Source organism: Salinispora vitiensis (genome assembly GCF_000378825.1).
Classification (GTDB): Bacteria; Actinomycetota; Actinomycetes; order Mycobacteriales; family Micromonosporaceae; genus Micromonospora; species Micromonospora vitiensis.
In genome coordinates this window covers 283756-307938 of the sequence record NZ_KB900388.1, presented here as the reverse complement: position 1 = coordinate 307938, position 24183 = coordinate 283756, and the positions used below count along the sequence as shown (strand labels likewise).

The window sequence follows — 24183 nt, the reverse complement described above, 5'->3', positions numbered from 1 at the left end:
GACGACATGCCGAACGAAGTCGCCTCCACCCCGCCCGACATCACCCGCGAGCTGCACCGCCGGCTCCGCCCGCTGATGCTCCGTGACCAGCACCGTCTCCGACGGCGGCTGGACGGCGCACAACGCATACCCGACCCCCAACGTCGGGAAACAGCCCTGGCCGAGATCACGACGGATCTGGTCCGCGCCGAGACCCGGCTGGCGGGCCGGCAAACCGCCGTACCCAAAATCACCTATCCCGCGATGCTGCCGGTCAGCGAGCGCCGGGACGAGATCGCTGCGGCGATCCGCGACCACCAGGTCGTGATCGTCGCCGGCGAGACCGGCTCCGGCAAGACCACCCAGCTACCCAAGATCTGCCTGGAGCTGGGCCGCGGCATCCACGGGCTGATCGGGCACACCCAGCCCCGCCGGCTCGCCGCCCGGACGGTCGCCGACCGCATCGCCGAAGAGCTCGGCACCGAACTGGGCGAGGTGGTCGGCTACCAGGTGCGCTTCGCCGACCAGGTCAGCGACCGAAGTCTGGTCAAGTTGATGACCGACGGCATCCTGCTCGCCGAGCTACAGCACGACCGGATGCTTCGCCAGTACGACACGATCATCGTTGACGAGGCGCACGAGCGCAGCCTCAACATCGACTTCATCCTCGGCTACCTACGGCAGCTCCTCCCTCGCCGCCGGGACCTCAAGGTGATCATCACCTCGGCCACCATCGAGACCGACCGGTTCGCACGGCACTTCGCCGACGCCGACGGCAACCCGGCACCGGTCGTCGAGGTGTCGGGGCGGACCTACCCGGTCGAAGTGCGATACCGGCCGCTGGTCGAGGTGGGCGAGGACGAGGACGACACCGACGAGGAGCAGGTTCGCGACCAGGTTCAGGCGATCGGGGACGCGGTGCAGGAACTGGCCGCCGAAGGCCCCGGCGACATCCTGGTCTTCCTCTCCGGCGAGCGGGAGATCCGGGACACCGCCGACGCGCTCGGCAAGCTCGTCACGCACCGACCAGCGTTACGCAACACCGAGATCCTGCCGCTGTACGCCCGGCTGAGCACCGCCGAGCAGCACCGCGTCTTCGCCCCGCACACCGGCCGGCGGGTGGTGCTGGCCACCAACGTCGCGGAGACGTCGCTCACCGTGCCCGGCATCCGGTACGTGGTGGACCCCGGTACGGCGCGTATCTCCCGCTACTCGAACCGGCTCAAGGTGCAGCGGCTGCCCATCGAGCCGATCTCGCAGGCCTCGGCCAACCAGCGCAAGGGCCGGTGCGGACGTACCTCGGACGGCATCTGCATCCGCCTCTACGACGAGCCGGACTTCCAGTCCCGACCCGAGTTCACCGACCCGGAGATCCTGCGGACCAACCTCGCCTCGGTCATCCTCCAAATGACCGCGATCGGGCTCGGCGACATCGCCGCGTTCCCCTTCATCGACCCACCGGACCGGCGCACCATCACCGACGGCGTCAACCTGCTGCACGAGTTGGGCGCGCTGAACCCGGCCGAGACCAACCCGGCGAAACGGCTCACCCCGCTCGGCCGGCGGCTCGCCCAGCTGCCGGTCGACCCCCGGCTGGCCCGGATGGTGCTCGAGGGGGAACGCAACGGCACCGCCACCGAGGTGGTCGTGATCGCGGCGGCGCTGTCGATCCAGGACCCCCGCGAACGGCCGGTCGACAAGCAGGCCCAGGCCGACCAGGCGCACGCCCGCTTCGCCGACCAGGAGTCGGACTTCGTGGCGTACCTCAACCTGTGGCGCTACCTGCGCGAGCAGCAGCGGGCCCGGTCCTCCAGTGGATTCCGACGGATGTGCCGGTCGGAGTACCTGAACTACCTGCGGGTGCGGGAGTGGCAGGACATCGTCAGCCAGCTCCGACAGGCACTGCGGACTCCGGAGCGAAGCCGGCGACGGGGCGGGCCGGCGTCTGACGGCGGTGGGCCGGCCGGCGACGGCGGGCGACGCGGCGGCGGGGCGGACCTGCCGGAGGAGATCGACACTCCGAAGGTGCACCAGTCGCTGCTCGCCGGTCTCCTCTCCCACATCGGCCTGAAGGACACCCAGCGGTACGAGTATCTGGGTGCGCGGGGGGCGAAGTTCGCCCTCTTCCCCGGCTCCGCCCTGGCGAAGAAGCCGCCGCGCTGGGTGATGGTTGCCGAGCTGGTGGAGACCAGCCGGCTCTGGGGCCGGGTGAACGGTCGGATCGAACCGGAGTGGGTCGAGCCCCTCGCCCAGCACCTGGTGAAACGCAGCTACAGCGAGCCGCACTGGGAGAAGCGGCAGGCGGCGGTCATGGCCGTCGAGAAGGTGACGCTGTACGGCGTTCCGATCGTCACCTCCCGCAAGGTCAATTTCGGCCGGATCGACCCGGTGATCAGCCGCGAGCTGTTCATCCGGCATGCGCTGGTCGAGAGGGACTGGCAGACCCACCACCAGTTCTGGCGGGACAACCAGCGCCTGCTCGACGAGGTGACCGAGCTGGAGAACCGGGTTCGACGGCGGGACATCCTGGTCGACGACGAGACGATCTTCCAGTTCTATGACGAGCGGATCCCGGCCGAGGTGGTCTCCGGTCGGCACTTCGACTCCTGGTGGAAGCGGGAGCGCCGGCAACGACCGGAGCTGCTGACCTTCACCCGGGAGCTACTGGTCAATGCCGGCCGCGGTGGGGTGGACGGGGACGGTTTCCCCGACGAGTGGCGAGCCGACGGGGTGCACCTGCCACTGACCTACCGCTTCGACCCCGGCACCTCCGCCGACGGGGTCACGGTGGACATCCCGCTGCCGCTGCTCAACCAGGTGCCGGCGGAGAGCTTCCAGTGGCAGGTGCCGGGGCTCCGCGAGGAGCTGGTCATCGCGCTGATCCGCTCGCTGCCCAAGGCGGTCCGGCGCAACTTCGTCCCGGTGCCCGACTACGCCCGGGCCGTGCTCGCCGAGCTTCCGGCCGGCGAGGACGACCTGCTGGACGCCCTCACCCGGCAGCTGCGCCGGATGACCGGGGTCACCGTTCCCCGGGACGCCTGGGATCCGACGAAGCTTCCACCGCACCTGCGGGTCACCTTCCGGGTGCTCGGCGAGGACGACCGCCCGGTCGCCGAGAGCAAGGATCTGCCGGCGCTGCAACGCCAGCTCACCGCGGAGGTACGTCAGGTGGTGGCCGCCGCCGCGCCGGACGTGGCCCGCACCGGGCTGACCGACTGGGAGATCGGCACCCTGCCCCGCACCGTCGAGCAGGTCCGGGCCGGGTACGCGGTCACCGCGTACCCGGCGCTGGTGGACGAGGGGGCCACGGTCGGGGTACGGGTCTTCGACTCCCCCGCCGAGCAGGAGGCCGCCCACTGGGCGGGGACCCGACGCCTGCTCCGGCTGGCCGCGCCGTCCCCGGCGAAGTTTCTCCAGGGGCGGCTCTCCAACGAGGCGAAGCTGGCGCTCAGCCGCAATCCGCACGGGGGCGTACCGGCGTTGATCGAGGACGCGGCCGGCGCGGCGCTCGACAAGCTGATCGCCGATGCGGGCGGCCCGGCCTGGGACGCCGACGGTTTCGCCGCGCTGCGCGGTGCGGTCCGCGCCGGTCTGGTGGAGACCGTCGTCGAGGTGATGGAGCGGGTCCGCGGGGTACTCGCCGCCGGGTACGCGATCGAGCAACGCCTCGGCGCGACCCGAAACCTGGCGGTGGTGGCCGCGCTCGCCGATGTCCGCAGCCAGCTCACCGGCCTGATCCACCCGGGCTTCATCACCGAGGCCGGCTACGCACGGCTACCGGATCTGCGGCGCTACCTGACCGCGATCGAACGCCGGTTGGACCGGCTCCCCGGCAACCCGGCCCGGGACAAGCAGCAGCAGGACCGGATCGCCGTCGTGCAGCGGGAGTACGCGGACCTGCTCGCCGCGCTGCCGCCCGCGAAGCAGCGGACGGCGGCCGTCCGGCAGATCCGGTGGATGATCGAGGAGCTGCGGGTGAACGTCTTCGCCCAGGCGCTGGGGACCCCGTACCCGGTCAGCGAGCAGCGCATCTACCGCGCCATGGACGCCGCGGAGGTGGCCTAGCGGGGCTCGAGGCCGGATGGCAGGGCGTCGGTGGCGATCGCGTGGTCAACGTACTCGAGCAGGATGCGACGCAGCTCCCGACCGGCATGGGTGGGGACGACATCCCGGCGGCGGGCGATCGCGATGGTCCGGCGAACGCCGGGCGCGGCGAGTCGGGTGACGTGGATTCCGGGGCGACTGGCGACGACGCTGCCGGGCACCAGGGCGACCCCCAGTCCGGCAGCGACGAAGCTGAGCACGGAGTCCATCTCCCCGCCGTCCACCGCGATCCACGGCTCGAAGTCGGACTCCCGGCACGCCTGCAGGGTGGCGTCCCGCAGGTCGTACCCCTCCCGGAACATCACCAGCGGCTGGCCGCGCAGGTCGGCGACGCGGATCGGGTGTGCCGGCAGGGAGTCCGGCAGGGGCTCGACGCTGGCGACCACCAGGCTCTCGGTGAGGATCGCGTCGGTGCGCAGCCCCGGGTCGGTGCCCTGGGCCGGTGTGATGATCAACGCCAGGTCCAGGTCACCGCGGAGCAGGTGCCGGACCAGATCCTGGGAGCCGCCCTCCTCGACCCACAGGTCAACGGTCGGGTGCGCGTCGCGGAAGCGGCGCAGCACGGGTGGGGCCAGTGCGGTGGCCAGGCTGGGGGTCGCACCGAGGCGTACCCGGCCCCGCCGCAGACCGACCAGCTCCTGTACCTCGCGGGTGGCGATCTCCACATCGGTGAGGATCCGTTTGGCGAACGGCAGCAGCACCTCACCCGCGGCGGTGAGGGCGATCTTTCCCCTTACCCGTTCGAAGAGCGGGGTGCCGAGTTCCGCCTCCAGAGCGTGAATTTGCTTACTCAACGAGGGCTGCGTTATGCCGACATGATCGGCAGCTTGGGTGAAATGTCGTACTTCTGCGACCGCTGCGAAGTACCGAAGCTGATGGAGTTGCATCTTCATAGCCTATGGCTATCAAGACTGCGGAGTCGATGCATTGGACGACTGATCCGACTGCTCTTAGCGTCAGCCCTGTGGTAGTCATGTCACGAACTCGGTCGCCCATCCGCTCCACTGTCGGCCTCAAAGCCGTCATGGCAGTGACGGGCCTTGTCTTGGTGCTGTTCCTCGTCGCACACATGCTCGGCAACCTGAAGATCTTCACCGGTGCCGAGGATTTCGACCACTACGCGCACTGGCTGCGTGATCTCGGCACGCCGCTGCTCCCGTACGGCTGGTACCTGTGGTTGCAGCGGGGCGCACTCCTGGTCGCGCTGGCCGGCCACTTCTGGGCCGCGACCGTGCTGGCGCTGCGCGCCCGCTCCGCCCGCCCGGTCCGCTACGCCCACCGCAAGAAGGTCCAGGGCAGCTACGCCGCCCGCACCATGCGCTGGGGTGGCGTGATCATCGCCCTCTTCGTGATCTACCACATCCTGGACCTCACCACCGGGCACCTGAACCCGGTCGGCGACCCGACCCGGCCCCAGGCCAACGTGGTCGCCGACTTCGCCCCGGAACGCTGGTACGTGACGCTGTTCTACACGCTCGCGGTCGCCGCTCTCGGCTTCCACCTACGGCACGGCGCCTACAGCGCACTCCGTAGCCTCGGCCAGCAGACGCCGCAGGGCGAACGACGCGCCCGGGTCCTCGCACTACTCTTCGCCGTCGCGCTCAGCGTCGGCTACCTGGTGGTCCCGTTCGCCGTACTCCTCGGATTGGTGAGTTGATCATGGATCTCTACACCGAAGGTAACCCGGTCGCCGACACCCGGGCCCCGGACGGACCAATCGAGGGCCGCTGGGACAGTCGCCGGTTCAACGCCAAGCTGGTCAACCCGGCCAACCGCCGCAAGCTGACGGTGATCGTCGTCGGCACCGGCCTGGCCGGTGGTTCGGCCGCCGCCACCCTCGCCGAGCAGGGCTACCGGGTCCGGTCCTACTGCTACCAGGACAGCCCGCGCCGGGCCCACTCGATCGCCGCGCAGGGCGGCATCAACGCGGCGAAGAACTACCGCAACGACGGTGACTCGGTGCACCGCCTCTTCTACGACACCGTCAAGGGCGGCGACTTCCGCTCCCGCGAGTCGAACGTGCACCGACTGGCCGAGGTCTCGGTCAACATCATTGACCAGTGCGTCGCCCAGGGCGTCCCGTTCGCCCGCGAGTACGGCGGCCTGCTCGACACCCGCTCCTTCGGCGGCGCGCAGGTACAGCGCACCTTCTACGCCCGGGGCCAGACGGGTCAGCAGCTGCTACTCGGGGCGTACCAGGCGCTGGAACGTCAGGTCGGCCTCGGCAACGTGGAGATGAACACCCGGCACGAGATGCTGGAGCTGATCGTCGTTGACGGGCGGGCCCGGGGGATCGTCGTCCGGGACCTGGTCACCGGTGAGATCACCACCGAGTTCGCCGACGCGGTCGTGCTCGCCTCCGGCGGCTACGGCAACGTCTTCTACCTCTCCACCAACGCGAAGGGCTGCAACGTCACCGCCACCTGGCGGGCGCACCGTCAGGGGGCGTACTTCGCCAACCCCTGCTACACGCAGATCCACCCGACCTGCATTCCGGTCTCCGGCGACCACCAGTCGAAGCTGACGCTGATGAGCGAGTCGCTGCGCAACGACGGCCGGGTCTGGGTGCCCAAGGCCGAGGGCGACGACCGCGATCCCCGCGAGATCCCCGAGGACGAGCGGGACTACTACCTGGAGCGGATCTACCCCTCGTTCGGCAACCTGGTGCCCCGGGACATCGCCTCCCGCGCCGCGAAGAACGTCTGCGACGAGGGACGCGGCGTCGGCCCGACCCGGCTCGGCGTCTACCTGGACTTCGCCGACGCGATCCAGCGGCTGGGCCGCAAGTCCATCGAGGCCAAGTACGGCAATCTCTTCGAGATGTACGAGCGGATCACCGGCGAGGACCCGTACGAGGTTCCGATGCGGATCTACCCGGCCGTGCACTACACGATGGGTGGGCTCTGGGTCGACTACGACCTGCAGGCGACCATCCCCGGCCTCTTCGTGATCGGCGAGGCGAACTTCTCCGACCACGGCGCGAACCGACTGGGCGCCTCCGCGCTCATGCAGGGGCTCGCCGACGGCTACTTCGTGCTGCCGAACACCATCGCCAACTACCTCGCGGCCGGCCCGTTCGAAACGGTCGAACCGAGTCACCCGGCGGCGGTCGAGGCCCGGCGCACCGTCGAGGATCGGATCCACCGGCTCCTCTCCGTGGACGGCGACCGGACGGTGGACTCGTTCCACCGGGAGCTGGGCCAGGTCATGTGGGAGCACTGCGGCATGGAGCGTTCCGCCGCCGGTCTGCGCAAGGCGGTTGACGAGATCCGCGCGCTGCGGGAGGAGTTCTGGCAGCGGGTCCGGATCGTCGGCGACGCCGACGGGCTCAACCAGTCACTGGAGAAGGCCGGCCGGGTGGCCGACTTCTTCGAGCTGGCCGAGCTGATGTGCATCGACGCCCTGCACCGCGAGGAGTCCTGCGGCGGCCACTTCCGCGCCGAGCACCAGAGCCCGGACGGCGAGGCCCAGCGCGACGACGAGCGGTTCGCGTATGTGGCGGCCTGGGAGTACGGCACCGAGCAGCCGGTGCTACACAAGGAAGACCTCAAGTTCGAGTACGTCCACCCCACGCAGCGGAGTTACAAGTGAACCTGACCCTACGCATCTGGCGCCAAACGGGCCCCGAGGACAAGGGTCGGATGGTGACCTACCCGGTCGAGGACATTTCTCCGGACATGTCGTTCCTGGAGATGCTCGACGTACTCAACGAGCGCCTGACCCTCGCCGGTGAGGAGCCGGTGGCGTTCGACCACGACTGCCGTGAGGGCATCTGCGGCATGTGCGGCATGATGATCAACGGCAACGCGCACGGGCCGCAGCGGGGCACCACCGCCTGCCAGCTGCACATGCGGCAGTTCACCGACGGTGAGACGATCGACATCGAGCCGTGGCGGGCCCGGGCGTTCCCGGTCGTCAAGGACCTGGTGGTCAACCGCACCGCCTTCGACCAGATCATCGCGGGGGGTGGCTTCGTCACCGCTCCCACCGGCAGTGCGCCCGAGGCGCACGCGGCGCCGGTGGCGAAGGCCGACGCGGACGCCGCCTTCGAGTCGGCCGCCTGCATCGGCTGCGGCGCCTGCGTGGCGGCCTGCCCGAACGGCTCTGGCATGCTCTTCACCGCCGCCAAGGTCACCCAGCTCTCGCTGCTGCCGCAGGGCCAGCCGGAGCGGTACACCCGGGTGATCGGCATGGTGGACTCGCACGACGACGCCGGCTTCGGCGGCTGCACCAACGCCGGGGAGTGCACCGTGGTCTGCCCCAAGGGCATCCCGCTGCACACCATCGGTCGACTCAACCGCGACTACCTGGCGGCCACCGTCAAGCACACCGGGCGCTCCTGACCGCGACACCGTCGGTTCAACCCCTCCGTTGCGGGTAGCCCCCTTCTCGGAAGCGAGAGGGGGGCGGAGCCGGCGGCGCTGATTCGATAGGCCGGCGGGTACGGCGGAATCCAGTCGGAGGGACGGCGATGGGGGCACCAACAGAGCGGGGCCGTCAGCGCACGACGGGTGGGCGGCGACTGGGCGGGGCCGTCAGCGCAGGACGGGTGGGCGGCGCGGTCGGAATGGCCGCGCTGGCCGGCCTCGCCTGGGCGGTACGGGATGTTCCGCTGGCCCTCGGCGGCCGGCTGGCCGGCGCACGGGCCGAGCGTGCCCGCCACTCGCCGCAGTTCCGGGCCGGCGCCTTCCGGAACCCGGCGAGCAGCCGTCCCGCCGCCAGCCCCGCGACCGGCTCCACGGACCGGAACCTGCTCCGCGAGCTCCTCTTCGGTAAGCAGCAGCGCCACCCGAGGCTGCCGGTGCCGTTGGTACGCCCAGCGCCGGCGCCGGAGTCGTCCCCGCACGCGCCCGAGCTGAACGTGGTCTGGTACGGCCACGCCTCCACGCTGGTCGAGATCGAGGCCCGCCGGGTGCTGATCGATCCGGTGTGGAGTCAGCGCTGTTCCCCGTCGACCCGGGTCGGGCCCAGGCGGCTCCACCCGCCACCGGTTGACCTCGACGAGTTGCCGGCGGTCGACGCGATCCTGATCTCCCACGACCACTACGACCACCTCGACCTCGCGACCGTACAGGGGCTGACGGCAGGACAGGATGCGCCGTTCGTGGTGCCGCTCGGGATCGGTGCCCACCTTCAGCGGTGGGGGGTTCCGGAGCACCGGATCGTGGAGCTGGACTGGTCGGAGAGTCACGACATCGCCGGGTTACGGCTCACCGCCACCCCGGCTCAGCACTTCTCCGGACGCGGCCTGCGCCGGGACGCCACCCTCTGGAGCTCCTGGGTGATCGCCGGGGCGCACCGCAGCGTCTTCTACACCGGCGATTCCGGGTACTTCGCGGGATACGCTGCCATTGGCGCCGGATATGGGCCCTTTGATGTGACGTTGATGCAGATCGGCGCCTATGACCAGGCCTGGCGGGACATTCACATGTTCCCGGAGGAGGCAGTCACCGCCCACCTCGACCTGCGCGGCGGACTACTTGTCCCGGTGCACTGGGCGACCTTCAACCTCGCCGTGCACGACTGGTCGGAGCCGGTGGACCGGCTCTGGGCCGAGACGAAGGCCCGGGACGTGCGGCTGGCGGTGCCCCGGCCAGGCCAACGGGTGGTGGTTGACGACCCGCCGCCGGTGGACGGCTGGTGGCAGGCGGTCGCCTGATTCCACCACCGTGGCGGCGGCCCGGCAGAATGCACGGGAAACCACTCCCGAAGGCGGATCGAGATCGTGACCCTCTCTGTTTCTCAGCGGATCGCCGAGGAGCTCGGCGTCGCCGAGCGCCAGGTACACGCAGCCGTGGAACTACTCGACGGCGGCGCGACCGTGCCGTTCATCGCCCGGTACCGCAAGGAGGCCACCGGCCTGCTCGACGACACCCAACTGCGCACCCTCGAGGAGCGACTGCGCTACCTGCGCGAGTTGGCCCAGCGACGGGACGCCATCCTGGAGTCGATCCGCAGCCAGGGCAAGCTCGACGAAGCCCTGACCGCACAGATCATGGCCGCCGACTCGAAGTCTCGGCTGGAGGACATCTACCTGCCGTACAAGCCCAAGCGGCGAACCCGCGCGCAGATCGCCCGCGAGGCCGGCCTGGAACCCCTCGCCGACACCCTGCTCGACGAGCCGGCCCAGGAGCCGCGGGCGACGGCCGCCGGGTTCGTCGACCCGGACCGGGGCATCGCCGACGCCGCCGCCGCGCTCGACGGCGCCCGAGCCATCCTCGTCGAACGGTTCGCCGAGGACGCCGACCTGATCGGTACGCTGCGCGAGCAGATGTGGTCCCGGGGCCGGCTGGTGTCCCGGGTCCGCGACGGCCAGGCCACGGCGGGGGCCAAGTTCGCCGACTACTTCGACTTCGCCGAGCCGTACCCGAAACTGCCCGCACACCGGGTCCTCGCCGTGTTCCGCGGCGAGAAGGAGGGCGTGCTCGACCTGACGATGGAGCCGGAGTCGGAGGAGGCCCCGGATTCGGCGGTCACCGGCCCGACCCGGTACGAGACGGCCATCGCCGCCCGGTTCGGGGTCAGCGACCAGGGACGGCCGGCCGACCGCTGGCTCTGCGACACGGTTCGCTGGGCCTGGCGTACCCGAATCCTCATCCACCTCGGCGCGGACCTGCGGCTGCGGTTGTGGCAGACCGCCGAGGCGGAGGCGGTACGAGTCTTCGCCACCAACCTGCGGGACCTGCTGCTGGCCGCCCCGGCCGGGACCCGGGCGACGATGGGGCTGGACCCCGGCCTGCGCACCGGGGTGAAGGTCGCCGTCGTTGACGCCACCGGCAAGGTGGTCGCCACCGACACCATCTACCCGCACGAACCGCGCCGCCAGTGGGACGCCTCGATCGAGACCCTCGCCCGGCTGGCCGCCGCGCACCAGGTGGAGTTGGTGGCGATCGGTAACGGCACCGCGAGTCGGGAGACCGACCGGCTCGCCGGAGAGTTGATCCGGCGCCACCCCCAGCTGAACCTCACCAAGCTCGTCGTCTCCGAGGCCGGGGCCTCGGTCTACTCGGCGTCCGCGTACGCGGCGCAGGAGCTGCCGGGCCTGGACGTGTCGCTGCGGGGAGCAGTCTCGATCGCCCGCCGCCTCCAGGACCCGCTCGCCGAGCTGGTCAAGATCGACCCGCGCTCGATCGGAGTCGGGCAGTACCAGCACGACCTGTCCGAGGTGGCCCTGTCCCGGTCCCTCGACGCGGTCGTCGAAGACTGCGTCAACGCGGTCGGGGTCGATGTCAACACCGCCTCCGCACCGCTGCTGACCCGAGTCTCCGGGATCGGCGCCGGGCTGGCGGAGAACATCGTGCTACACCGGGACGCCAACGGGCCGTTCCGGAGCCGACGCGACCTTCGGCAGGTCCCCCGGCTCGGCCCGAAGGCGTTCGAGCAGTGCGCCGGCTTCCTGCGCATCCCCGGCGGTGAGGACCCGCTGGACTCGTCCAGCGTGCATCCGGAGGCGTACCCGGTGGTGCGGCGGATCCTCGCCGCCGTCAAGCAGGAGCTACCGGCGGTGATCGGCCGGAGTGCGATCCTGCGCGGGCTGCGGGCCACCGACTTCGTCGATGACACCTTCGGGCTACCGACGGTCACCGACATCCTCGGCGAGTTGGAGAAGCCCGGCCGGGACCCGCGGCCGGAGTTCCGCACCGCCACCTTCGCCGAAGGCGTGGAGACGATCGCCGATCTGGTGCCCGGCCTGATCCTGGAGGGGGTGGTCACCAACGTGGCCGCCTTCGGCGCATTCGTGGACATCGGCGTGCACCAGGACGGCCTGGTACACGTCTCGGCGATGTCCCGCACCTTCGTCCGGGACCCGCACGAGGTGGTGAAGTCCGGTGACGTGGTGAAGGTCAAGGTCCTGGACGTGGACGTACCCCGCAAGCGCATCTCGCTGACCCTGCGCCTGGACGACACCGAGACCGCCCGTACCGGCGGCCGGGGGCAGCAGGGGGGCCGCGGCGGCGACCGGGAAACCGGCGGCCCCTCCAAGGGTCGCGGCGGACAAGGCGGGTCCCAGGGCCGCGGCGGGCAGGACGGTCGCGGCGGACAAGGCGGTCGGTCCCAGGGCCGCGGCGGGCAGGACGGTCGCGGCGGCGGGCAGCCACGATCAGGGCGTGGCGGCGGCGCCCCAGCCAACGATGCGATGGCGGATGCCCTCCGCCGCGCCGGTCTCGCCTGAGCGCACCTACGGCGACCCCGTCGAACGGCTCCCCCCGAAGGCGTCCTCGCCTTCGAGGAGCCGTTCGGCGCTGCTCGGCGAGCGCGAGGGAGACGCCACGCTGCCGGTGAGCTGGCGGAGATGGACTCCGGTGACTCAGCGCGCGCGGCGGTAGTGCATGGCCACCACGCCGTTGCGGAGCGGCTCCGCCGAGAGCAGCTCGAGCCGGCGCGTGCCGGGCAGCCCACCCTCGTACAGTCTCGGGCCGTGGCCCGCGATCCTGGGATGGACGAGCAGCTTGTACTCGTCGATCAGGTCCAGCCGGTCAAGCTCGGTCGCGAGCTTGCCGCTGCCGAGGAGAACCCCGGCAGCGGTCGCGTCCTTGAGCTTCTGCACGCCCTCGCGCAGGTCGCCGGAAATGTGGTGACTGTTGGTCCACGGGAAGTCCGTGCGCGTCGACGACACCACGTACTTGGGTTTGGCCTCCAGCTTGACCGCCCACTCGCGCATCGCCGACGGCGCCCCCTGCTCGCCGCGGGCCACGGCCGGCCAGTAGCTCTCCAACATCTCGTAGGTGACGCGACCCCACAGCATTGCCCCGGCTGCGTCCATGAGATCGGTGAAGAAGGCGTGCGTCTCATCGTCGGCGATGCCCTCCTGGTGGTCGACGCAACCGTCCAGGGTGAGGTTGAGGGTGAAGGTGAGCACTCCCATGGCCAGCCAGCCTAACCGCCACCACCGCATCGCCGCCCCAGGCGAGCGCCGCGAGGAGGGGGCGTAGCGTCACAGACGTGGGCGTGGAGGAGAGCCGGGACTGGCGGGAGCAGCGACGACGCGCGGTAGCGGCGCACGCCGCGGCCGAGGAGCACCGACGACTCGCCGAGCAGGCGGAGGCCGCCGAGTTGGTCGCGGAGTTCGTGGCCGAAGCCCGCCGCCGCGGCCTGCCAGCCGAACGGCTCACGGCGACCGGGCACGGGGGCCGGGGGCGCTACCGGACCCGGCTGCGGGGCTGGTACGTGGACCGGGCCCGCAGCCGCGCGGTGGACGTGGACGGCCGATTCCACCTCCTGGTCGTACCCGGCGGACTTCGCGCCCGACTCTTCGGCGCGAACCCCCAGCCCAGCCCAGCGCCGCTGGTCGTCGGCGCCGGTGGGCGCGACGGCGAGTCGGTGCCACTGCGGTTGCTGCTGCGCCGACGGCTGGGCGACGCCGACTGACCCGGACCGGCCAACAGCAGCGCGCCACAACGGCCGTGCACCTCAGAGTTGCCTCACCCTCCATCGTGAAGAGCCACCCAGACGTTTGATTGACAGCCGTTGACGGATGGCGAAAGCTCGCGGCACAGGCAACCTTCCATCCCAGGAGGCGCGATGAGGCGCACACGGCTGGCGATTGCCGGCGTGTTTACCCTGGTCGGCGCGTTGGCGCTGACCGCACCGGCAACCGCACAACCGGGATCCGAACCGGGCAGCCGGGACAGTCTGGAGGTGTATGTCGGCACCGTTGACCCGGAGCAGCTGGAGAAGCTGCGGCAGGCCGGGGTCGACCTCGGCCACGAGCACACCGAGACCGACCGGTCCGGCGACGTCCGCGTCGAGACGGTTCTGAGCAAACGGCAGGCCGCCCGGTTGACCAGCCAGGGCGTACCGCTGGAGGTCAAGAAGGTACGCGGCAAGCCGGCCAGCGAGGCGCTGCGGGAGCAGGCCGCTGCCGGTTGGTCCGCATTCCGGCCCTACAGCGAGCCGGGCGGGATCCGAGACGAGATCACCGCCACCGCCGCCCGCTACCCGGAGCTGACGAAGGTGATGACGATCGGCCACAGCCACCAGGGCCAGCCGATCCTCGCCGTCAAAGTAACCAAGGACGCGGACCGGACCCGGGACGGCAAACGGCCGGCGGTGCTGTACGCCAGCGCGCAGCACGCCCGGGAGTGGATTACGCCGGAGATGACCCGGCGACTGATGCACCACGTCCTCGACAGCTACGGCACGGACCAGGAGATCACCCGGCTGGTGGACACCACCGAGCTGTGGTTCCTGCCCGTCGCCAACCCGGACGGCTACGACCACACCTTCACCCCCGGCAACCGGCTCTGGCGCAAGAACCTGCGGGACAACGACGGCGACGGCCAGATCACCACCGCCGACGGCGTCGACCTGAACCGCAACTGGGGCTACAAGTGGGGATACGACAACGAAGGCTCCTCCCCCGACCCGAACAGCAACACCTACCGGGGCCCCAGCCCGCACTCGGAGCCCGAGACGCAGGCGCTGGACCAGCTGTTCCGACGGGTCGGCTTCGAGTTCTTCGTGAACTACCACTCCGCCGCCCAACTGCTGCTCTACGGCGTGGGCTGGCAGGTCGCCACCCCCACCCCGGACGACATCATCTACGAGGCGATGGTCGGTGACGACGAGAACCCGGCCGTACCCGGCTACGACCCGGACATCTCGGCTGAGCTGTACACCACCAACGGCGACACCGACACCCACGCCACGGTCCGCTACGGCACCCTCGGCTTCACCCCGGAGATGTCGACCTGTCAGGCCGCGGCGGCCTCCGACCCGGACGACGAGTGGCTACCGGAGGACTGCGTCAGCGGCTTCATCTTCCCCGACGACGAAAAACTGATCTCCGCGGAGGTGGCGAAGAACCTGCCGTTCGCCCTGGCCGTGGCGCAGTCGGCACACGACCCGGACGAGCCGGTGTCGGTCGTCGACCGCAGCACCCCGGACTTCGTGGTGGACACCTTCGACACGTCGTACGGCCGCGACCAGCAGGTCGCCTCGATCACCCGACGGGCGCTACGCAGCGTCCGGATGCACTACACGATCAACAACGGCCGGACCAAGACGGTCAGCGTCCGCGAGTGGCAGGGCGGTGAGCGCTACGGCGACACCCACGACGACTACTACGCCGAGCTGCGGGGCACGGTGCAGGGGGCCAAACCCGGCGACCAGGTCGAGGTCTGGTTCAGCGGCAAGAAACCCAAAGCGGGGAAGGTGACCAGCGAGCGCTTCACCTACCAGGTGCACGACGACGTCGGCGGCGACGTCCTGGTGCTGGCGATGGAGGATGTCACCGGGCCGGTCCCGGACCAGGACGGCACCAGCGCGAAGTACGCCGACGAGATGGCCGACGCGCTGACCGCGGCCGGGCGCACCAGCGACGTGTACGACTTTGACACGATGGGCCGCCAGGCTCCGCACCACCTGGGTGTGCTGTCGCACTACCAGATGGTGCTCTGGGAGACCGGTGACGACATCATCCCGCGTTCTCCGGGACAGGTACCGGGGACCATCGCCCGAGCGGCGGTGGAGACCGAGTTGGCCGTCCGGGACTACCTGAACGAGGGAGGCAAGCTCCTCCTCAGTGGTGAGTACGCGCTCTACGCCCAAGCCGCCAACGGCGGTTACAGCTACCAGCCGAACGGACCGGCGGAGTGCACCGACTCCGCCGACGAGACGTGCCTGCCGGTGCTCAACGACTTCCAGCAGTACTGGCTGGGGGCCTTCACGTACGTCAGTGACGGTGGCACCGGCGAGACCGGGCCGTACCCGGTGACCGGCACCGACGACCGGTTCACCGGCTTCGCCGGCGCGCTCAACGCACCGGGCTCGGCGGAGAACCAGGAGCACACGGCGTCGTTCCTGACCACGTCGGGCTTCCTGCCACCGGAGCAGTTCCCGCAGTTCGACAGCGCGGCGCCGCTCGGCTGGGAGCGGCCGGGAGGTGCACCGTTCGACCCGCGTACCGGTGACTGGTACCTGTGGAGCGGCCAGACCAACGATTCGTACAAGCGGCTCACCCAGACCGTTGACCTCACCGGTGCCAACGCCGCCGAACTGCGCCTCTTCACCTCATACGACATCGAGACGAACTGGGACTACCTGATCGTCGAGGCGCACGAGGTGGGCAGCGACAGCTGGACAACCCTGCCGGACGCCAACGGCCGGACCACCACCGACACCGGGGACAGCTGCGAGTCGGGCTGGGTCGAGGCGCTACACCCGTGGCTCGCCCGATACCAGGGCGAGGACTGCTCGCCGACGGGCACCACCGGCAGTTGGAACGCGATTACCGGCGCCTCCAGCGGCTGGCAGGAGCTCGTGGTCGACCTCTCCGGGTACGCCGGTAAGGAGGTCGAGCTGTCGATCTCCTACATCTCGGACTGGAGCACCCAGGGTCTGGGTGTCTTCCTTGACGACGCCCGGGTGATCGTGGACGGCACCACGGTCAGCGACACCTCGTTCGAGTCGGACCTGGGTGACTGGGCGCTGGCCGGCCCACCGCCCGGCTCGGCCGGAACCACGGAAAACTGGGGGCGCAGCCAGCAGGCCTTCGCGGAGGGGTCGGCGGTGGTCACCGCGGACACCGTCTACCTCGGCTTCGGCCTGGAAGGGTTGGCTCCGGAAGCCCGGGCAGACCTGGTACAGCGGACGATAGACCATCTGTTCGCGGCAGATCGCCGCTAGCGGCTCGCGGCGCCGGCGGCCTGCGGAGGCCGCCGGCGCCCCCGTGGCCACGGGCGGGGGCGTCAGCGCCGACCGCACCGTCGGCGGCCGACGAAGTCCCGCCGGGGCCAGCCCGAATGTGGTGAGCTGGGCAGATGGATCAGATCCGGCTCGGACTGGTGCTGCACCCGACCCGGGACGTATCCGAGGTGGTCGACCTCATCGTCGATTGGGCGACCAGGCACCGGATAACGCTGGCGGTGCGGGGGCCGGACCGGCACCGGGTACCGGCGACGGTGGAACCGCTGCCCACCGAGCAGGTAGCCCCGACCAGCGACGTGCTGATCAGCATCGGCGGCGACGGCACCATGCTCGGCGCGTTGCGCTCGACGGTCCGCGACCCGAAACCGGTGCTCGGGGTGCACCTGGGCCAGTTTGGCTTCCTGGTCGAGGTCGAGCCACCGGACCTGCCGACCGCGTTGGCCCGGCTGGCCAACCGGGACTTCACCGTGGAGCGGCACAGCTGCCTGGCCTGTGCGGTCTGCGGAGATGATGTGGTCGCGTTCAACGACGTCGCGTTGGTTCGCCGGCCCGGCGCGGGCTTCGTCACCGCCACCCTCGCCGTAGATGGGCAGCGGTACGGCTACTACCGGTGCGACGCGCTGGTGGTGAGCACACCGACCGGGTCAACGGCGTACGGCTACGCCGCCGGCGGACCGCTGGTCTCCCCGGCGAGCGACGTGGTGGTGGTGACGCCGTCCGCGCCGATGGCGGGGATCTCCCGCTCGGTGGTCCTCTCCCCCGACGAACAGATCCGGCTGGAGCTTTCCCCGGGCTCCGCGCCGATGGCGGTGGAGATGGACGGGCAGGTCATCCAGGACGCGGTGACCGAGGGCGCGGTGGAGGTGAGGTACCACCGCGACGCCGGCCTGGTGGTCCGCCTCGACCCACGTCGCTACCGGGAGCGCAACCAGCTCAAGCTGGGTCTGCTGGACCTGCCGCTCCTGCCCGAGCAGCTTCGCGAGCTCCTCCCCGACGGCCTCCGCGAGGAGATGAGCCGACGGTGGCACCCCCCGCACCCTTGACTCACCCGTCCGAAGCCGCCACCAGCACCGACGAGACCAGCTCCTTCGCCTCCGTCTGGATTCGCGCCAGATGCTCGGGCCCCTGGAACGACTCGGCGTAAATCTTGTAGACATCCTCGGTGCCGGAAGGGCGGGCGGCGAACCAACCGCTCTCGGTGGTGACCTTCAGGCCACCGATCGGGGCCCCGTTACCCGGTGCACGGGTGAGCGTGGCCGTGATCGGTTCGCCGGCCAACTCGGTAGCCGTCACCTGTTCTGGCGAGAGTCGACCGAGCACCGCCTTCTCCGCCCGGTTGGCGGGAGCGTCGATCCGAGCGTACGCGGGTGCGCCGAACCGACCGGCCAGCTCCGCCCAGTGCTCACTCGGGCTCCGGCCGGTGGTGGCGATGATCTCGGATGCCAGCAGGCAGAGCAGGATGCCGTCCTTGTCGGTGGTCCAGGTGCTGCCGTCGCGACGCAGGAAGGAGGCGCCGGCGCTCTCCTCGCCACCGAAGCCGACCGTGCCGTCGAGCAGGCCCGGCACGAACCACTTGAAGCCGACCGGCACCTCCAACAGCGGGCGCCCCAGGTCGGCGGCGACCCGGTCGATCATGGACGAGGAGACCAGGGTCTTGCCGATGGCGGCGTCCGGCCCCCACCGGGTCCGGGTGCGGAACAGGTGGGCGATGGCCACCGTCAGGTAGTGGTTCGGGTTCAGCAGACCGCCGTCCGGGGTGACGATGCCGTGCCGGTCGGCATCGGCGTCGTTACCGGTGGAGACCGCGAACCGGTCCCGGGCGGCGATCAGCGACGCCATCGCGTTCGGAGACGAACAGTCCATTCGGATCCGGCCGTCCCCGTCCAGGGTCATGAACCGCCACGTCGGATCGACCGCCGGGTTGACCACGGTGAGGTCCAGCCGATGCCGGTCCGCGATCTCGCCCCAGTAGGCGACACTGGCCCCGCCGAGCGGATCAGCCCCGATCCGGACGCCGGCTGACCGGACCGCGTCGAGGTCGAGGACGGACGGCAGGTCGGTCACGTAGCGGCCGAGGAAGTCGTACCGGCCGGTGGTGTCGGCGGTGCGCGCCCGCGCGTACGGGATGCGGCGCACCTCCTTGAGCCCGGCGGCGAGGATCGCGTTCGCACGCTCCTGAATCCACGTGGTGACATCGGTGCCCGCCGGGCCCCCGTGGGTCGGGTTGTACTTGAACCCGCCGTCCTCCGGCGGGTTGTGCGACGGGGTGATCACGATGCCGTCGGCGAGCCCGCTGCTCCGTCCCCGGTTGTGGGCCAGGATGGCGTGGGAGACGGCCGGCGTCGGAACGTATCCGTCCCGGCTGTCCAACAGGACCGAGACCTCGTTGGCGGCGAGCACCTCCAGCGCGTCCACCGCCGCCGGGGCGGAGAGCGCGTGGGTGTCCCGGCCGAGGAAGAGCGGGCCGTCGAGGCCGTGCTCCCGCCGGTAGTCACAGAGCGCTTGGGTGATCGCGACGATGTGATCGGAGTTGAACGCGTTCCGCAGCGAGGACCCCCGGTGCCCGGAGGTGCCGAAGGAGACCTGCTGCCCCGGGTCCGCCGGATCCGGGTGCTCCGCGTAGTACGCGGTGACCAGCCTCGCCACGTCCACCAGGTCGGATGGCTGGGCCGGCTGGCCCGCCCGGGGGTGCGTGCTCACCACGTGACCTCCTGATCCCGGCCCATATCAGCCGTGTCTCGACGCTATCAAGATCCGGTGGAGCCGCGGCTCAGACCAGACCCGCCTCCCGCAGCAGGTGCCACAGCCCGGCCCCGTCCGGCGCCGAGATCCACTCCTGCCCCACCGGCGGAGTCGAGGCGCTGTCGCTAGCTGAGTACGGTAGCGCGCCGGCGAGCATCGCCTGGGTCGGGGAGAGCCGGCGAATCGCGATCCCGGCGACGTTGTCCGGGTGGGACACCGCGAACTCCCGGTAGATCTCCTGGTCGTGCTGACCATCGTCGCCGACCAGTAGCCATCGCACGTCCGGGAACTCTGTGGCGAGCCGGGTCAGGGTGGCCCGCTTGTGCTCCCGGCCGCTGCGGAACCACCGGTCCGCCGTCGGGCCCCAGTCGGTGAGCAGCAACGGCCCGCCCGGATAGAGGTGCCGAGACAGAAACCGGGTCAGGGTCGGCGCCACGTTCCAGGCACCGGTGGACAGGTAGAACACCGGCGCGCCGGGGTGGGCGGTGACCAGCCGCTCGTACAGCACGGCCATCCCGGGCACCGCCGCCCGGGCATGCTCGTCCAGGACGAACGTGTTCCAGGCGGCCAGCAGGGGCCGGGGCAGCGTGGTGACCATGACCGTGTCGTCAACGTCGGAGATCACCCCGAAGCGCACCCGGGGGTCAAGGATCCGCACCGGCGCCTGGACCGGCTCGGCCTCCGGGACTCGGATCCGCACCGCCCCCCAACCCGGGGGCAGGTCCACCGGCACAATCGTGTCCACGAAACCGCTGCGGTCGGTGCGCGTCTCATGCCGCTCGCCCCCCGACTCGATGTCCACCTGGACGTGCTTGGCCGGAAGGGTGGCGAAGCTACGCCAGCCCCGAACCTTCTCCGGCCGGCCTCGCTTCCGGTTGTCCGGCCGCCGCAACAGCACCCGACACATCACCCGAACCCAGCCCGGGGCCCCGTAGCCCGGGTAGGCCACGGTGTGAATCCGCCAACCGGTGCGCCGGAGCCGCCGCTCGACCAGACGGTGCACGGCGTCCTCCATCCGCGCGGCCCGGTGTAGTTGAGGTACGGCCAGTTGGCCGGCGGAATTCGGTGGCACACGGCCACCCTGCCACAACCGACCTACCGCGACCACGCGAGGCGAACGGCCGGCACCGACCTACCGCGACCGTCGTTGCCCGATGGCCCGCTCGGCATCATCGACCATGCCAGGCGAACGGGCCGGCAGCGAACCGCTCCGCCCAGCCGAGCTCCTGTGACAGACTCCGGTGGGGGGATGACGGGGGCCTGATCGTGTCGCAACCTCTACCGCGCCGTGAGCGGTGGCGCCGGCGGCTGGACCTGCCGGCGCTCGTCGCGCTGGTGCTCGGGGTGGCTGGCATCGGATACCGACTACTCCTCACACTCTCCACGGTCCCGCCGTCAAACAGCGACGAGGCGACGTTCGGACTCGCCGCCGTACACATCGCCGATGGCCAGGAGCGGCCCGTGTTCCTGTACGGGCAGCACTACATGGGGGTGCTGGAGTCGTACCTCGCCGCGCCCCTGCTCGCGCTCTTCGGGCCGAGCTGGCCGGTGCTCCGGCTGCCGCTGCTGGCCCTCTACGCACTCTTCCTCTGGCTGATCCATCGGCTGACGCGCCGGATCGGCTCCCCCTGGTTCGCCACCCTGATCGTCGGCCTACTCGCGCTCGGTTCAGAGCGGGTGATCCGGGACCAGCTGACCGCGGTGGGCGGGCGCCCGGAGGGGAAGGTGGCGGTGCTGCTGATGCTGCTGGTCGTGGTGGGGCTGGCCCGGGGAACGCTCCGGCTCCGCCGGCTGGCTGTCGGCCTGTTCGGCTTGCTCGCCGGGGTGGCCGTCTGGTCCGACTGGCTGCTCCTGCCCTACGTCGGGGCCGCCACTCTGGCGTTGCTGTGGGCAGCCCGCCGCGACCTGCTCGGCTGGGCGGGCGTGCTGCTGGTCGCCGGATTCGCGCTCGGCGTCGCACCGATGATCGCGTACTACCGCACCGCCGGTCCGGGTACGGACCCGCTGTCGGTCCTCCGTCAGGTCCACGACGATTCGGACCCACCGCTGGCCCAACGGTTCTCCGGTGCCGTACTGGAGGGGGTACCACTGGCCACCGGGCTCTGCCCCGTCAATGGGTGCAGCCGCTGGCTGGAAGGGTTCGGCCTGCTCTACCCGGCGCTGCTGGTGATCGCGGCCGTGGTCGCGGTCGTCGCGTATCGGCGGGCCACCGGACGGGCCGCGCGGGTCGCCCCGGTCGTGCACCTCGCGCTGGTCGTCGGCGCGACGTTGACCCTCCTGTCGTACACACGCACTTCGGTCGCCGCCACAGATCCCCTGGCTAACGCCCGCTACCTGGCGCTGCTGCAGCTGTCCCTACCCGCAGTGCTGTGGCCGCTCTGGCAGGCGGCGGTCGCGGCCCTGCGGAGCACCGCCGGTGTGTTTGGTCGGCTGGCGGGCACGCTCGCCGCGGCGTTCCTCGCCGCCCTCGCCGTCACCGCCACGCTGACCACGGTTTTGTTCATCACCACCGGCACCACCGCTTCTCGAGCCAACGAACGCGCCGCCCGGGAGTTGGCGGACACCCTGCGGGTGTCCGGTCCGCACGAGGTCTACGGAACCTATTGGACCTGCAACCGCCTGATCTTCAACACGGACGAGGAGGTGGTCTGCGGGGTCCTCGACGACGAGCTCAACCCGGGAAATAACCGCTACCCCGCCTACTGGGACCGGGTGGCGGTGGCGAGCCGGCCCGGCTATGTGGTGGAGACCGGATCGCCCCAGGAACAACGCCTGCGGCAGCTGCTCGGCGAACGAGCTGACGCCTCCCTCATCTCCGACGCCGAAGAGTATCGGGTGTATCACCCAGAGACACCGCTCCGGCCTTGGCAGTAAAGCGACCGCCATCAACCGCCGCCACACCCGCAAGATTTCCTCAAGGCTTGGCCCAATCGGTTCCCTACGTTTGTGACAGCCGTCACCGTAGGGGAAATCCGACGCCGCTAAGGAGTCCCACGGTGAACCCGACCCTGCTGGACCGTCCCCGGTCCGCGTCGACCCCACCGCCGCTGGACTGGCGGACCCTGACCGCCGCGTTCGAGGCCGCCTGTCTCCTGCGCTGCGCGACCGCACCAACGGCGGCCCGACGCCAGCGCGGCGCCCCCGTCCACGCGCCCGGGCGGGTGGAGTTCAACCGCGAGGACGCGGCGCAGCGGCTCCGTCACCTGCTCCACCAGCTCGAGGTTCCGGTCACACACGAACGCGCCATCGGCGGGCTGCGCCGCCGCTACGAGCTGCACCGGCTGACCATCGCCCCGGCCCAACAACCCGGCTACGCCGCCATCCTGGGTGCCAGCTGGCGCCGCGGACGCGGAGAACTCATCGGTGCGCCGGTACGCGACGCGTCCCTCCCCCGACGAGTGGGGCGGACCCGGCTGGCCGCAGCGGCCTGGCGAGCCGCGCTGTTGGCCGGTGGCCGGCACATCCGCCGGCACATCCTCGGGATCCGGGTGACCGACCGGGACCTGGCGGCGATCCTCGTCCGGAGCGCCGCCCTGCTGGACGCACCGGCGATACTGCGCCCTGGCACCGGCTGCTATCTGGTGAGCGTGCCTCAGGGGCCGGCCCGCGTACGGATCATGCAGGCCACCGAGCTGGGGCCGCCACCCCCGAGCTGATAAACAGCTGATCTTATCGGTGGGTGGGCGGATCAAGCGCCGGGACCGGATCGTCGGACAATCCGGGTTGCGCCCGACCACGCGTACGGCGCACAGTGCAGCGCGTGATCAGAATCCCAGGTCGCCGGCGCGACGCGGTGCTGGCCGTACTGCTTCTGGCGATGGCGCTGCCGGGTCTCACCGGCTGCCAGCACGGCCCGCCACCAACCGTGCAGATCCGAATCGCCACCGGCAGTCCCACCGCCGTCTACTACGCCTTCGGGCAGTCACTGGCCACCATCCTCAATCGGGAGCTACCGAACGTCGAGGCTGAGGTGCTGGTGACCGCTGCGTCGGCGGAGAACATCCGGCTGGTGAGCGCCGGCGAAGCGGAACTCGGCTTCACCCAGGCCGACGCGCTCCCCACCGTCCCGGCCACGCTGCCGACGATGGCCGCCGTGGCCCGCGTCTACGACGACCTCCTACACCTCGTCACCACCCCGACCAGTGGCGTCCGCACCCTCGCCGACCTGCGGGGGCGGCGGGTCTCGGTGGGGGCATCGGGCTCCGGCACCGAGATCACCACGTCCCGGCTGCTCGACGTGGCCCAGCTCGGCGGGGATGCGGTACGCCGGGAGCGGCTCGGCCTGGACGACTCGGTCGAGTCGCTGCGGGCCGGCCAGATCGACGCGTTCTTCTTCTCCGGCGGCCTACCGGTGGGGGCGGTGGCGACGCTGGCCGCACAACGAGGCGTCCAGCTGGTCGACCTGGGCGAGTGGAGCACGCCACTGCGCGCCCAGCACCCCGGCTTCTACGTCTCCCGGGACGTTCCCCGCTCGGTGTACGGGGTGGACCCGGTGACCACCGTTGCCAACCCGAACTACCTGATTGTCCGGGCCGACCTGCCAGCGCGACTGGTCCGAGACGTGACCCGGCTACTGATGGAGCGACGCGAGGAGCTGGCGTCGGCGCACCCCGCAGCCGGCCAGATGAGTCCGCGCTCGGCCATCAACACCACCCCCCTACCACTGCACCCTGGGGCGGTCGCCTGGTACAACGCGGTCAAACCGTAGCC

16 protein-coding genes are annotated in these 24183 nt (G+C 70.7%); 12 read left to right on the top strand and 4 right to left on the bottom strand.

The genetic code is table 11. The annotated features are described in order from the left end of the window. Positions 1-6: 6 nt before the first annotated feature. Entirely contained in the window at positions 7-4044 is a 4038-nt protein-coding gene (hrpA, locus tag SALPAC2_RS0101460; RefSeq protein WP_018214858.1) for an ATP-dependent RNA helicase HrpA, read from the top strand. On the opposite strand, the gene SALPAC2_RS0101455 is transcribed toward hrpA, so the two are convergent. After that, positions 4041-4976: a LysR family transcriptional regulator gene (locus SALPAC2_RS0101455; protein WP_018214857.1), complete on the bottom strand. Its 936-nt coding sequence runs from the start codon at positions 4974-4976 to the stop codon at positions 4041-4043. The genes hrpA and SALPAC2_RS0101455 overlap by 4 nt on opposite strands. A gap of 80 nt (positions 4977-5056) precedes the next feature. Here SALPAC2_RS0101455 and SALPAC2_RS0101450 point away from each other — a divergent pair, with 80 nt between their 5' ends. The 5 genes from SALPAC2_RS0101450 (at position 5057) to SALPAC2_RS0101430 (ending at position 12256) form a co-directional block, all read left to right on the top strand. Beyond that, positions 5057-5740 carry a succinate dehydrogenase cytochrome b subunit gene (locus tag SALPAC2_RS0101450; RefSeq protein ID WP_080636848.1) on the top strand — a complete coding sequence of 228 codons (684 nt, stop codon included), beginning with the start codon at positions 5057-5059 and terminating at the stop codon, positions 5738-5740. 2 nt (positions 5741-5742) lie between these two features. Beyond that, a complete protein-coding gene (locus SALPAC2_RS0101445) occupies positions 5743-7674 on the top strand; it encodes a fumarate reductase/succinate dehydrogenase flavoprotein subunit (RefSeq protein WP_018214855.1) in 1932 nt (643 codons plus the stop codon). Then, positions 7671-8426: a succinate dehydrogenase/fumarate reductase iron-sulfur subunit gene (locus SALPAC2_RS0101440; RefSeq protein WP_018214854.1), complete on the top strand. Its 756-nt coding sequence runs from the start codon at positions 7671-7673 to the stop codon at positions 8424-8426. The genes SALPAC2_RS0101445 and SALPAC2_RS0101440 overlap by 4 nt, the downstream gene beginning before the upstream one ends. Before the next feature lie 128 nt (positions 8427-8554). After that, positions 8555-9742 (top strand): MBL fold metallo-hydrolase, encoded by a 1188-nt coding sequence (locus SALPAC2_RS0101435; protein WP_026184291.1) that lies wholly within the window; start codon positions 8555-8557, stop codon positions 9740-9742. A 66-nt stretch (positions 9743-9808) separates the two neighbouring features. Then, positions 9809-12256, top strand: a complete 2448-nt coding sequence (locus tag SALPAC2_RS0101430) for a Tex family protein (RefSeq protein WP_018214852.1) — start codon at positions 9809-9811, stop codon at positions 12254-12256. Positions 12257-12391: 135 nt separating this feature from the next. Here SALPAC2_RS0101430 and SALPAC2_RS0101425 read toward each other — a convergent pair whose 3' ends face one another. Further along, complete coding sequence (locus SALPAC2_RS0101425; RefSeq protein WP_018214851.1) at positions 12392-12949, bottom strand: dihydrofolate reductase family protein; 558 nt, start codon at positions 12947-12949, stop codon at positions 12392-12394. 83 nt (positions 12950-13032) lie between these two features. Here SALPAC2_RS0101425 and SALPAC2_RS0101420 point away from each other — a divergent pair, with 83 nt between their 5' ends. The 3 genes from SALPAC2_RS0101420 (at position 13033) to SALPAC2_RS0101410 (ending at position 17774) form a co-directional block, all read left to right on the top strand. Further along, positions 13033-13452: a hypothetical protein gene (locus SALPAC2_RS0101420; protein WP_026184290.1), complete on the top strand. Its 420-nt coding sequence runs from the start codon at positions 13033-13035 to the stop codon at positions 13450-13452. Between the two features lie 153 nt (positions 13453-13605). Further along, positions 13606-16710, top strand: coding sequence for a M14 family metallopeptidase (locus SALPAC2_RS0101415; RefSeq protein ID WP_018214849.1), 3105 nt, complete (start codon positions 13606-13608; stop codon positions 16708-16710). A 134-nt stretch (positions 16711-16844) separates the two neighbouring features. Further along, positions 16845-17774, top strand: coding sequence for an NAD(+)/NADH kinase (locus tag SALPAC2_RS0101410; RefSeq protein ID WP_018214848.1), 930 nt, complete (start codon positions 16845-16847; stop codon positions 17772-17774). Position 17775: 1 nt separating this feature from the next. On the opposite strand, the gene pgm is transcribed toward SALPAC2_RS0101410, so the two are convergent. Further along, positions 17776-19434: a phosphoglucomutase (alpha-D-glucose-1,6-bisphosphate-dependent) gene (gene pgm / locus SALPAC2_RS0101405; RefSeq protein WP_018214847.1), complete on the bottom strand. Its 1659-nt coding sequence runs from the start codon at positions 19432-19434 to the stop codon at positions 17776-17778. A gap of 67 nt (positions 19435-19501) precedes the next feature. After that, the gene (locus SALPAC2_RS0101400) at positions 19502-20488 is read right to left on the bottom strand and encodes an App1 family protein (protein ID WP_188115870.1); all 987 of its coding nucleotides are present in this window, start codon (positions 20486-20488) and stop codon (positions 19502-19504) included. A gap of 251 nt (positions 20489-20739) precedes the next feature. Between SALPAC2_RS0101400 and SALPAC2_RS0101395 the strand changes: the two genes are divergently transcribed. The 3 genes from SALPAC2_RS0101395 (at position 20740) to SALPAC2_RS0101385 (ending at position 24181) form a co-directional block, all read left to right on the top strand. Beyond that, positions 20740-22347 (top strand): hypothetical protein, encoded by a 1608-nt coding sequence (locus SALPAC2_RS0101395; RefSeq protein ID WP_018214845.1) that lies wholly within the window; start codon positions 20740-20742, stop codon positions 22345-22347. A 122-nt stretch (positions 22348-22469) separates the two neighbouring features. Continuing rightward, complete coding sequence (locus SALPAC2_RS0101390) at positions 22470-23129, top strand: hypothetical protein (RefSeq protein ID WP_018214844.1); 660 nt, start codon at positions 22470-22472, stop codon at positions 23127-23129. Between the two features lie 95 nt (positions 23130-23224). After that, positions 23225-24181 (top strand): TAXI family TRAP transporter solute-binding subunit, encoded by a 957-nt coding sequence (locus SALPAC2_RS0101385; protein ID WP_026184287.1) that lies wholly within the window; start codon positions 23225-23227, stop codon positions 24179-24181. The last annotated feature ends 2 nt before the right edge of the window (positions 24182-24183 follow it).